Origin of the sequence: Mesorhizobium sp. M7D.F.Ca.US.004.03.1.1 (assembly GCF_003998635.1) — a bacterium.
Lineage (GTDB): Bacteria > Pseudomonadota > Alphaproteobacteria > Rhizobiales > Rhizobiaceae > Mesorhizobium > Mesorhizobium loti.
In genome coordinates this window covers 1-11,726 of record NZ_RZQG01000092.1, presented here as the reverse complement: position 1 = coordinate 11,726, position 11,726 = coordinate 1, and the positions used below count along the sequence as shown (strand labels likewise).

11 protein-coding genes are annotated in these 11,726 nt (G+C 62.8%); 7 read left to right on the top strand and 4 right to left on the bottom strand.

Annotation, left to right across the window (positions count from 1 at the left end):
- Window positions 1–19: 19 nt before the first annotated feature.
- Both EN935_RS08495 and EN935_RS08490 read right to left on the bottom strand, forming a co-directional pair.
- Entirely contained in the window at window positions 20–763 is a 744-nt protein-coding gene (locus EN935_RS08495; protein WP_127373265.1) for a DsbA family protein, read from the bottom strand.
- Window positions 764–926: 163 nt separating this feature from the next.
- The gene (locus EN935_RS08490; protein WP_127264730.1) at window positions 927–1,427 is read right to left on the bottom strand and encodes a DUF721 domain-containing protein; all 501 of its coding nucleotides are present in this window, start codon (window positions 1,425–1,427) and stop codon (window positions 927–929) included.
- Window positions 1,428–1,480: 53 nt separating this feature from the next.
- Here EN935_RS08490 and mutY point away from each other — a divergent pair, with 53 nt between their 5' ends.
- On the top strand, window positions 1,481–2,629 hold the full coding sequence (gene mutY, locus EN935_RS08485; RefSeq protein WP_126068414.1) for an A/G-specific adenine glycosylase: 1,149 nt from the start codon (window positions 1,481–1,483) through the stop codon (window positions 2,627–2,629).
- Window positions 2,622–3,233: an HAD family phosphatase gene (locus tag EN935_RS08480; protein WP_127264729.1), complete on the top strand. Its 612-nt coding sequence runs from the start codon at window positions 2,622–2,624 to the stop codon at window positions 3,231–3,233. Before mutY ends, EN935_RS08480 begins: the two co-directional genes overlap by 8 nt.
- 66 nt (window positions 3,234–3,299) lie before the next feature.
- Here the strand turns inward: EN935_RS08480 and EN935_RS08475 are convergent, their stop codons facing one another.
- A complete protein-coding gene (locus EN935_RS08475; RefSeq protein ID WP_127264728.1) occupies window positions 3,300–4,433 on the bottom strand; it encodes a site-specific DNA-methyltransferase in 1,134 nt (377 codons plus the stop codon).
- A 164-nt stretch (window positions 4,434–4,597) separates the two neighbouring features.
- Between EN935_RS08475 and EN935_RS08470 the strand changes: the two genes are divergently transcribed.
- Entirely contained in the window at window positions 4,598–5,284 is a 687-nt protein-coding gene (locus tag EN935_RS08470; protein WP_024503624.1) for an HAD family hydrolase, read from the top strand.
- A 42-nt stretch (window positions 5,285–5,326) separates the two neighbouring features.
- On the opposite strand, the gene EN935_RS08465 is transcribed toward EN935_RS08470, so the two are convergent.
- Window positions 5,327–6,052: a hypothetical protein gene (locus tag EN935_RS08465; protein ID WP_127264727.1), complete on the bottom strand. Its 726-nt coding sequence runs from the start codon at window positions 6,050–6,052 to the stop codon at window positions 5,327–5,329.
- Window positions 6,053–6,180: 128 nt separating this feature from the next.
- On the opposite strand from EN935_RS08465, the gene thrC reads away from it, so the two are divergent.
- The 4 genes from thrC to EN935_RS08445 all read left to right on the top strand — a co-directional run.
- Window positions 6,181–7,578 (top strand): threonine synthase, encoded by a 1,398-nt coding sequence (gene thrC / locus EN935_RS08460; RefSeq protein WP_127264726.1) that lies wholly within the window; start codon window positions 6,181–6,183, stop codon window positions 7,576–7,578.
- 14 nt (window positions 7,579–7,592) lie between these two features.
- Window positions 7,593–8,885 carry a pitrilysin family protein gene (locus EN935_RS08455; protein ID WP_056580991.1) on the top strand — a complete coding sequence of 431 codons (1,293 nt, stop codon included), beginning with the start codon at window positions 7,593–7,595 and terminating at the stop codon, window positions 8,883–8,885.
- Window positions 8,886–8,900: 15 nt separating this feature from the next.
- On the top strand, window positions 8,901–9,497 hold the full coding sequence (locus tag EN935_RS08450) for a GNAT family protein (protein ID WP_057145501.1): 597 nt from the start codon (window positions 8,901–8,903) through the stop codon (window positions 9,495–9,497).
- 3 nt (window positions 9,498–9,500) lie between these two features.
- Window positions 9,501–11,726, top strand: a 2,226-nt coding sequence (locus EN935_RS08445; RefSeq protein ID WP_127373264.1) for a diguanylate cyclase, incomplete at its 3' end; no start/stop codon positions are given.

Here is an 11,726-nt window from a genome sequence, read left to right as displayed (position 1 = left end):
CCTCAGGGCTGACTGAACGTCAGAGCAGAGGGTCGATGATGGCCGACATTTCCTCAATCGACATCGCCCCTTTGTAGGTCTTACCGTTGATGAAGAAGGTCGGTGTCGAGTCGACCTTGAATTCATTGGCGCCGCGCTTCTGGACCGATCTCACATCGTCCAGAAGTTTCTGGTCCGTCAAGCAGGCCTCGAAGGACTCCTGTGTAAAACCGGCGAGCTTCGAGATTTGCAGCAGCGCATCCTTGGTATTCTGGACGCCAACCCAGTTCGCCTGCTGCCGGAACAGGACGTCGACCATCGGGAAATAGTTATCCTTGGCGCAGCGCGCCAGCATGAAACCGGCTTCGGCGCTCGGATCGAACGGGAATTCGCGCAGGATGTAGCGCGCCTTGCCGGTGTCGATGTACTTGGTCTTCAGGTCCGGAAAGGTGGTCTCGGCGAAATGCGCGCAGTGCGGGCAGGTCATCGAGGCGTATTCGACGATGGTGACCTTGGCGTCGTCCTTGCCAAGCTGCTTGTCAGGCAGTGCACCCGGCTTCATCAGTTCCACCATGTCCACGGTGCCCTGGGCTTCCGGCGCGGTAGCGGCGGCCGGCGTGGCCGGCTTTGCGGGAGCGGCAGGATCGGCGGGCTTCACATCCGCGGCCTTCGCTTCCTGGCCAGAGTCGCTGCAGGCGGCGAGCAGGGCGACCGCCGGAATGGCGGCCAGCGAAGACAGGACGTTTCTGCGAGACAAGCTTTGGCCGAACGGGGGACGGTTCATACGAATCACCTGACAAGGGTTGGATTTTGCAATGCAAAGGCACGAAAAGGCGAGAGTTGGCGCGAATTAAGGCATCTCGATCCCCAATCCAATCGCCAAACCTGACAGGGGCGATCACGAATGCGAGATATTGACGACAAATCCATGACTTTCTTCGAGAGGCCTATGACTTTCTCTCCCCAATAATGGTCGCGCCAAGTTTTTCCAGAGAGGCGCGCAACGCATCATTGTCGACCAGGCCGACGGTTCCCGACAATTTCATCTTCTCGGCAGCCGTCAGCGGCCTGAGGGCCGGCTTGCGCCGTCCTTTATCAGTTGTCACCGGCTTCTGCAGGATCCTGATGCGGCTGATGGCGGTGAAACCGAGGAAGGCGTTGACCCGGTTGATGATCTCGCCGGTCTCGTGCTGCAGATGAAGTGCCGCCATGCCTTCGCAGGCGATGACCAGCACCGCCGGCTCGAATGGATCGTCCTCATGCATGCGGCGCGGCCACTGGATCTTTTCGGGGCGCGAGTGGCTGGCCAGCCGTGGACCGGCAATCTCTTCCCATGACTGGACGAGGCCGATCGAAATGCCGGCCCGCTTTCGCAGCACCGGATCGAGGATCTTGGTCGCGAGATCACTGACCGGGACGGGATTGCTGTAGGGCGTTCTCCCTGCCATGTACGTTCTCCAGCCACGACCCAGCAGATACCGGCCAAGCCAATACAAGATCAATGGCATCAGCAGACCAGACCCGCAAGACCGCATCCGGGGATAGTGGTAAAGCCACATCCGGGGATATCGCATCCCGCTTGCTCGACTGGTACGATGTGCACCACCGTGAGTTGCCATGGCGGATCACGCCACGTGAGCATGCGCAAGGCGCAAGGCCCGATCCCTACCGTATCTGGCTGTCCGAGGTCATGCTGCAGCAGACCACCGTCGAAGCGGTGAAGGCCTATTTCCGGGTTTTCGTCGAGAAATGGCCCGATGTCGAGGCACTGGCCGCAGCACCGACCGAAGACGTGATGAAGGCCTGGGCCGGGCTCGGCTACTATTCCCGCGCCCGCAATCTCAAGGCCTGTGCCGATCTGGTGGCTCAACGTGGCGGCCGGTTTCCCGACACGGAGACGGCTTTGAGAGAATTGCCTGGCATCGGCGCCTATACGTCGGCGGCGATTACGGCGATCGCCTTCGACCGCCCCGCCGCCGTTGTCGACGGCAATGTCGAACGCGTCATCTCCCGGTTGTTTTCGATCACAGCGCCGTTGAGCGAGGCCAAGCCCGAGATCCGCGCCCATGTCGAGCGCATGGTGCCCGGGGCAAGGCCTGGCGACTTCGCTCAGGCGATGATGGATCTCGGCGCCACCATCTGCACCCCACGGCGGCCGCGCTGCATGCTGTGCCCGCTGCGCGAAGACTGCAGCGCCGTCCTTTCAGGCGATCCCGAACACTTTCCGGTGCGCCTGCCAAAGGCCGACAAGCCCCTGCGGCGCGGCGCGGCCTTCGTCGCGGTCAGAAGCGACGGCGCTATCCTTCTGCGTAAGCGGGCGGAGAAAGGCCTGCTTGGCGGCATGACCGAGGTACCGACGACTGGCTGGACCGCGCGGATCGATGGCGACACCACGGAGGCGGCAGCGCCCTTCCCCGCCGACTGGCGGCATGCAGGCCGCATTGCACATGTCTTCACGCATTTCGCTCTCGAACTCGAAGTCTTTCACGCCCACATCAAAGGTGATGTGCCGGCGGGACATTTCTGGTCGCTGGCCCATGAAATTTCCGGGGAAGCACTGCCGACCGTCATGAAAAAGGCAATTGAAGCGGCGATACCCGACGCGACGAAAAAGCCGTCGCCGCACAGTGCAAAGAGGCCCCATGACTGAAATACGCCACATCGTTTTCGACATCGGTAGAGTGCTGATCCACTACGATCCCAACATTCCGTTCAGCCGCCTCATTCCGGATGCCGAAGAGAGAAGGTGGTTCTTCGACAATGTCTGCACGCATGACTGGAACATCGAGCAGGACCGCGGACGGACCTGGGAAGAGGCCGAGGCGCTGCTGATCGCGGACCATCCCGATCACGCCGAAAACATCCGCAGTTTCCGCCGCCACTGGCACGAGATGGTGCCGCATGCCTATGACGACAGCGTCGCCATCATGGTCGGCCTGATCGAGAGCGGCCACGACGTGACCATGCTGACCAATTTTGCCAGCGACACGCTGGCCGAGGCCCGCGAGCGCTTCGATTTTCTCGAACGGCCGCGTGGCGTCACGATCTCCGGTGAGATCGGCCTGATCAAGCCGGATCGCGGCATTTACGATCATCACGTCGCTGCCTTCGGCCTCGAACCGGCGGCGACGCTGTTCATCGATGATAGCCAGAAGAATGTCGACGGCGCCAAGGCGGCGGGCTGGCAGTCGGTGCTGTTCACCGATGCGAAAACGCTTCAAGCAGACCTTGAACGTCACGGAATCAAGGCGTGATTTGAATCGCTTCGCGCGATCCGTTGCGACTTTGAATCAACGGAATTCGACGCAATTGGCAGGGGCTCAGGCCCCTGCCCGCTCCATGCCAAGCCGTGCAATGCGGCGAAGCTCGTCAATCGGGGTCAGGCCGCCGCTGCGCTCATAGTGCCAGAAGGTCCAGCCGTTGCAGGCATCCAGGCCCTGCACTTCGGCGCCGATCTTGTGGATCGAGCCGGCGCTGTCGCCGATCGCCACCGTGCCGTCGGCGCGCACCTTGGCCGCCCAGCGCTTCTTGGCGTCGTAGAGCGTGGCGCCGGGCATCACCAGGCCGGTGTCGATCAGGCTGACGAAGGCAACGCGCGGCTCGGCGCGCTTGCCGGTGAGCACGGTGAGATCCGCGCCATCCAATGGCTGCACCGCGTCGATGCGCTCGTTGGCGGCGTCGATATAGGCCTGCTCGCGCTCGATGCCGACGAAATGGCGGCCGAGGCGTTTTGCCACCGCGCCGGTGGTGCCGGAGCCGAAGAAGGGATCGAGCACGATGTCGCCCGGTTTGGTCGAGGCCATCATGATGCGGGCAAGCAGCGCTTCCGGCTTCTGCGTCGGATGCAGCTTGTCGCCATTGTCGTTCTTGAGTCGCTCGCCGCCGGTGCAGATCGGGAACAGCCAGTCGGAACGCATCTGGATGTCGTCGTTGGACGCCTTCATGGCTTCGTAGTTGAAGGTATAGCCCTTGCCCTTCTGGTCGCGCGTGGCCCAGATCATCGTCTCATGCGCGTTCTGGAAGCGGCGGCCACGGAAATTCGGCATCGGGTTGGTCTTGCGCCAGACGACGTCGTTGAGGATCCAGAAGCCGAGATCCTGCATCTTGGCGCCGACCCGGAAGATGTTGTGATAGGAGCCGATGACCCAGATGGTGCCGTTGGGCTTCAGCACCCGGCGCGCCGCCAGAAGCCAGGCACGCGTGAAGGCGTCGTAAGCTTCAAAACTCTCGAACTGGTCCCAGTCGTCGTCGACGGCGTCGACCTTGGACTGATCGGGCCGGTGCAGGTCGCCGTCGAGCTGCAGATTGTAGGGTGGATCGGCGAAGATGACGTCGATCGACTTTTCGGGCAGCCGGTCGAGTGCGGCGACGCAGTCGCCCTTGAGGATCGTGTCCAGCCATTCGGATTGCTGGGGAGCGTGGGATAGCTCGTCGAGAAGACGCACGGCAGACATTCTGACACCCAAGGCACGCGTTACTGTTTTACTCTCTGTTATGGTTACCGATCAGCGTAAATATTCGGTGAAGACTGCCGAATTTGCGAAGGTGGCCCTGTTGGTGTATGCCGCGCCGCCTGAGCCTCCCGAGGCCACTTCATCCTCCCATTGTCCGGATCGCCATGCCCCAGCCAGACCTTGTCATCTTCGATTGCGACGGCGTGCTCGTCGATTCCGAAATCATCGCCGCCCGCGTCGAGGCGGAACTGCTGACCCTAGCCGGGTACGAAATATCGGCTGAGGAGATTTCCGAGACCTATGCCGGACTGACCTTCAAGGACATCATGATGCGGGTCGAGGAGAAATCCAGCATTCCGTTCCAGGCCTCGCTGATCGACCGTGCCGAGGACCTTGTCGACCGCAAATTGCGTAGCGACGTACGCGCCATAGACGGGGTTCGCGAGGCGGTTGCCGCAGTAACGGCGCCGCGCTGCGTCTGCTCGAATTCTCGCTCGGAACGGATCGAATTCATGCTGGAGAAGGTGCATCTGCTGCCGTTTTTCGCCGGCCGGATCTTTTCGGCGCTGGAAATACCAAGCAAGAAGACCAAGCCGGCGCCCGACGTGTTCCTGTTTGCGGCGGAGACACTCAACGCCAACCCGGCAAACACTTTCGTCATTGAGGATTCCGTGCACGGCGTCCACGGCGCCAGGGCGGCAGGCATGCGCGTGATCGGCTTCACCGGCGCGGCCCACAGCTATCCCGGCCATGCCGACGCATTGACCGAGGCCGGCGCCGAGACGGTGATCCGCCGCTGGGCGGAGCTGAAAAGCGTGATCGCGGCGCTGTCGGAGTGGTCTGACGCCTGAGAAGCGTGCGCAGCGACGCACGCCTCGTGCAACTGCCGCGCTCTAGTTCGTCGCGGCAGTTCTCTTGCGGTGGGTCCTCTTCGGCTTGTCCGTCGTCGCCTTCGGCGCGTTTTCATCATAGCCGGCAAAGGCCTGATAGTCCTGCGCCGTCGGCTCGGGCACGACAATATTGGAATCGGTGAAGACGAACTGTGTGGCGACCGAGGGGTCGGTGACCTGGACCTGATACTGGTGAATCTGCGAGTAAAGCACGTCGGTGCCATGCATCACCGCGGTGCGGATCGGCATGGTGATGGTGCCGGGCGAGAACTTCGGTCCCGGCACGATCTTGCCGGCGACCGCGATCTTCATCGTCAGCTGGCCGTTGGCACGGCTGCAGTCGCGTGTCACGTCGCTGACCGATGCCTGGTAGATGATGTTCGCCGACTCGTCGGGCGGAGTTGCAGCGGCGTCGGCCTCAGCCTGGGCCGCGGCATCCTGCGCGGCGTCGCCGGTCTTCTTGAGCTTGGGCTTGGGCTTCTGGACGCCCTTGGCGTAGGTGTTGAAGAAGGCCGTGCCGTCGCGCACTGTCACCCGGGGGCAATAGGCCTGCAACTGGCTGGCCAGGATCTTGGGATCCTGAGGCGGCGGTGGAACCGTCGGATCCTTCTTGCCGATGCCGAGGTTCAGGATGCCATTGTCGCCCGATTGGCAGCCGGCGGCGGCAAGCATAAAGCCGGTGAGCGCAAGACCCGCCAAAAAGCGACCACTGAATGTACGAAACGCCATGAAACTGCACTTCCCTCTCGCAAAGCTGGTGACGTATATCAACCGCGCGGCAAAAATGCGACTGAGCCAGCGCAGAAATTAACCACCTTGCGGTGGACGGAAAAGCCAAGCAGTAACGGATTTGTGACATGCAATATGTGAGTACCCGCGGGGAAGCCCCCGTTCTTGGATTTTCCGATGCCGTGCTGGCTGGGCTGGCGCGCGACGGCGGGCTTTATGTGCCGCGTGAGTGGCCGCAGTTTTCCGCGGCCGAGATCCACGCCATGCGCGGCCTTGCCTATCCCGATCTTGCCATCCGCGTGCTGTCGCCGTTCCTTGGCGGCGAAATCCCGGCGCCCGTCTTTGAACGGCTGGTGCGCGAAGCCTATGCCACCTTCCGTCACGAGGCCGTCTGTCCGCTGGTGCAGACCGGCCCCAACACCTTCATCCTGGAACTCTTCCACGGGCCGACGCTCGCCTTCAAGGACGTGGCGATGCAGCTTCTCGCCCGGCTGATGGACCATGTGCTTACCGAACGCGATCAGCACGCCACCATCGTCGGCGCCACCTCTGGCGATACTGGCGGGGCGGCAATCGATGCCTTTGCCGGGCGCAGCCGCACCGACATCTTCATCCTGTTCCCGCACGGCCGCGTCTCGCCGGTGCAGCAGCGGCAGATGACGACGTCGACGGCTGAAAACGTCCATGCGCTGGCGATCGAAGGCAATTTCGACGATTGCCAGGGCCTGCTCAAGGACATGTTCAACGATCACAGCTTCCGCGACCGGGTGGCGCTTTCAGGCGTCAATTCGATCAACTGGGCCCGCATCATGGCCCAGATCGTCTATTATTTCTCCTCGGCGCTGTCGCTCGGCGCGCCGGACAGGCCGGTCTCCTTCACGGTGCCAACCGGCAATTTCGGCGATATCTTCGCCGGCTACGCGGCCAAGAAGATGGGCCTGCCGATCGAGCGGCTGGTCATCGCCACCAACGACAACGACATCCTGGCGCGGACCTTCGCGACCGGCGAATACCGCACCAAGGGCGTCTTTGCGACCACGTCGCCGTCGATGGATATCCAGGTGTCGTCCAATTTCGAACGCTTGCTGTTCGAGGCCTCCGGCCGTGACGCCGCGACCGTGCGACGCTACATGGACAGCCTGAAGCAATCCGGCGCTTTCACCATCGAAACCCAGCAAATCGCTAGCATGCGGTCCGAATTCGACGCCGGCCGGGCTGATATGGACGAGGTCGCCGCCACCATCCGCGCGACGCTCGCGGCCAGCAACTATCTGCTCGATCCGCACACCGCCGCAGCCGTGCATGTCGCGGCGGGCAAGGCGTCAGGCGCGGTGCCGATGGTGGTGCTGGGCACCGCCCACCCGGCAAAATTCCCGGCCGCCGTCGAAGCCGCCAGCGGCGTCTTCCCCGCACTGCCCGCATGGCTAGGTGGGTTGATGACAGCGGAGGAAAAATACACGGTACTTCCATCCGACCTGAAAATGGTGGAAGATTACGTCGGCCGCCGCGCGCGGGCGGCGCGTTAGGGAGTAGTAGCCATATGGGTGTTGAGGTAAGCCGTCTGTCGAACGGCCTGACAGTCGCCACCGAAACCCTTCAAAGCATCGAATCGGTTGCCCTTGGTGCCTGGGTCAAGTCGGGTGCCCGCAATGAACGCGACGACGAGCATGGCATGGCCCATCTGCTCGAGCACATGGCGTTCAAGGGCACGAAAAGGCGAAGCGCCTTCGAAATTGCCTCGGAGATCGAGGACGTCGGCGGCGAGATCAACGCCGCCACCAGCGTCGAGACCACCTCCTACTATGCCAGGGTGCTCTCCGACGACGTGCCGCTGGCTGTCGACATTCTTGCCGACATCCTGCAGGAGTCCGAATTCGATCCGCAGGAGCTTGAACGCGAACAGCATGTGATCCTGCAGGAGATCGGCGCCGCGCACGACACACCCGACGACATCGTTTTCGACCGCTTCACGGAAACCGCCTATCGCCATCAGACGATTGGGCGCTCCATTCTCGGCACGCCCGAAACGGTCAAATCCTTCACCTCCAAGCAACTCCACGACTTCATCGAGCGGCAATATGGCGCCGAGCGCATGGTGATCGTCGCCGCCGGCGACATCAAGCACGACAATTTCGTGCGCGAAGTCGAAAAGCAGCTCGGCGGCTTCCGCAGCAAGGCCGACAGCACCATCCCGCAATATGCGCAATATGTCGGCGGCGACTTCCGCGAAGACCGCGACCTGATGGACGCGCAGATCGTCCTGGGATTCGAAGGCCGCGCCTATCATGTGCGCGATTTCTATGCCTCGCAGGTGCTGTCGATGATCCTCGGCGGTGGCATGTCGTCGCGCCTGTTCCAGGAGGTCCGCGAGAAGCGTGGCCTGTGTTATTCGGTCTATGCCTTCCATTGGGGATTTTCCGACACCGGCGTCTTCGGCGTCCATGCCGCGACCGGCCAGAGCGACATCGCCGAACTGGTGCCTGTCATCATCGACGAACTGCAGAAGGCCGGCGAGAAAATCCTGCAGGAAGAACTCGACCGCGCGCGCGCCCAATATCGCGCCGGGCTGATCATGTCCGCCGAAAGCCCGGCTAGCCGGGCTTCGCAGATCGCACGGCAACTGCTTCTGTTCGGCCGGCCGATCGCCAAGGAGGAACTGATGGAAAGGCTGTCGGCGCTGACGATCGAACGGCTGACCGATCTGTCGTCGCGGCTGTTCTCGACCAAGCCGACGCTTACCGCTGTCGGGCCTGTGGGTACGCTGGCGCCATACGAAGCGATCCTCGAATCGCTCGCTGGCACGCAGACCACGGCCCGCAAGCTCGCCGTCTAAGCCCCTCAAAGCGCCGTGTTCGCGCTCCCTTTCTTTCGCCGTGACCTGCCGGCACTGAAAGGCGACCGCGTCACGCTGCGCGTGCCGTTCACCAACGACTACCGCGAGTGGGCGACGGTGCGTGGCGAAAGCCGGGCCTTCCTCGAACCATGGGAGCCGCGCTGGACGCCGGATGAACTCGACCGCACCGCATGGCGGCTGCGCATCAGCCGCTACCGCGAAGACTATGCGCAAGGGACTGCGATCGCCTTCTTCATCTTCGAGAAGAGCAGCGGCAAACTGGCGGGCGGTATCACGCTCGGCAACATACGCCACGGCGTCTCGCAAAGCGGCCATGTCGGCTACTGGATCGGCGAACGCTTTGGCGGCCGCGGCCTGATGACCGACGCGGTCAAGGTGGTGGCCCGCTTCGCCTTCGATACGCTGAGGTTGCACCGGATCGAAGCGGCCTGTATTCCCGACAATATCCGGTCGATCCGCGTGCTTGAAAAAGCCGGATTCCGGCGCGAAGGACTTCTGCGATCCTATCTCAGGATCAACGGCATCTGGCAGGACCACTACCTCTACGCCCGGATCGCGGACGATCCGCCGGGCGTTGGAACGAAGGACTGATTTTTGACGAAATTCCTGCGCAACGGGCCGCTGTTCGCCTTTGTCCTCGGGACAATCCTGACGCTGTGCGCGGCATCGTCGGCCTTCGCCGTCGAACCGATCAAGATTGCCCGTGACGACGTCGCGCTCGACCTTTCCGGCGCCGTCGAGATCTATCGGAACCAGGGCGAGAATTTCCAGGTGTCGACCGCGCCGGGACCGGACGGCATCGTGCGGCGCATCGAGGTCGAGGCCAATGATGCGCGTTCGACCGGCGACTGGGCGGTGTTCGCGCTCGCCAACACCACCGACCAGCAGCTCGACAGGCTGATCGTCGCACCGCATTTCCGCCTGGTGAATTCCGGTATCTTCTGGCCGGATCTCGGCTCGACCCGCATCGCCGCCATCACGCCAAGCGAGGGCTTCGCGCTCGACCGCCAGACCAGCCCCGACGCCGACGTATTCCGGGTGACGCTGAACCCCGGCACGGTGATCACCTTCATCGCCGAACTCGCCTCGCCGAAGTTGCCGCAGGTCTACCTGTGGGATCCGGAATCCTACAAGGACTCGGTCAATTCCTACACGCTGTTTCGCGGCATCGTCATCGGCATTGCCGGCCTTCTGGCGCTGTTCCTGACCATCCTTTTCGTGGTCAAGGGAACCTCGATGTTCCCGGCGACCGCCGCACTTGCCTGGGCGGTTCTCGCCTATATCTGCGTCGATTTCGGATTCCTCAACAAGGTCATCGAGATCTCGCCCGGCAATGAGCAGATGTGGCGAGCGGGAACGGAGGTGGCGCTGGCGGGAACCTTCGTGGTGTTCCTGTTCGCCTATCTCAATCTCAACCGATGGCACGGCCATTTCAGCTATGGCGCGCTGGTCTGGATCCTCGGACTGGTGCTGATCGCCGGCGTCGCCATCGTCGATCCGGCGGTCGCCGCCGGCATCGCCAGATTGTCCTTCGCCGCCACCGCGCTGACCGGGCTCGGCCTGATCATCTTCCTCGGCATACGCGGCTACGACCGCGCCATCATGCTGGTGCCCAGTTGGGTCATGGTGCTGTTGTGGCTATGCGGGTCGTGGATGGCGATCACCGGCATGCTCGACAACGATATCGCCCAGCCGGCCCTGGGCGGCGGGTTGATCCTGATCATCCTTCTGATCGGCTTCACCGTCATGCAGCATGCCTTTGCCGGCGGCGCGCTGCATCAGGGCCTGTTCTCCGACCTCGAGCGGCAGGCATTGGCGGTGGCTGGATCGGGCGACACGGTGTGGGACTGGGACGTGCTGCGCGACCGCGTCGTCACCAAGCCCGATGTCAGCATCCAGCTAGGACTGGCGCCGAACAGCCTCGGCGGTGCGGCGCGCAACTGGTTGCCCGTGCTGCATGCCGACGACCGCGACACGTTCCGCACGACACTCGACGTCGTGCTCGAACACCGGCGCGGCCGGGTATCGCAGAATTTTCGCTTGCGCGGCGCCGATGGGCACTATCACTGGTTCTCGCTCAGGGCACGGCCGGTGATCGGATCGGACGGCGAAGTGATTCGCTGCGTCGGCACCATGGTCGACGTGACCGAGCAGAAAAAGTCAGAGGAAAGGCTGTTGCACGACGCCGTGCATGACAATCTGACCGGCCTGCCGAACCGCGAATTGTTGATGAACCGGCTGGAAGCGATCATCTCGATCGCCCGCACCGAAGAGAAGGTGCGGCCAACCGTTTTCGTCATCGACATCGACCGTTTCAAGCAGGTCAATGACGGGCTCGGCATCTCGGCCGGCGACACCATTCTGCTGACCATCGCGCGACGGCTGCATAGATTGCTCAAGCCGAAGGATTCGCTGTCGCGCTTTGCCGGCGATCAGTTCGCGCTGATGCTGCTGTCCGAACAGGACCCGGCCCGCATCGCCGCCGTGGCGGACGCCATCAAGCATGCCATCAACAACCCGATCACCTTCGCCAAGCGCGAGATCGTGCTGACCGCCTCGATCGGGCTGATCACCTGGAATTCGCCGCAGATGTCGGCCGAGGACATGGTCAAGGATGCCGAGCTTGCCATGCATCAGGCCAAGCGCTTCGGAGGCGACAGGATCGAGCCGTTCCGTCCGGCTTTCCGCACCGTCGGCACCGACAGGCTCCAGTTCGAATCCGACCTGCGCCGCGCTATCGAACGGCGCGAATTCACCCTCGCCTACCAGCCGATCGTGCGGCTCGAGGATGGCAGCGTCGCTGGCTTCGAAGCCCTGTTG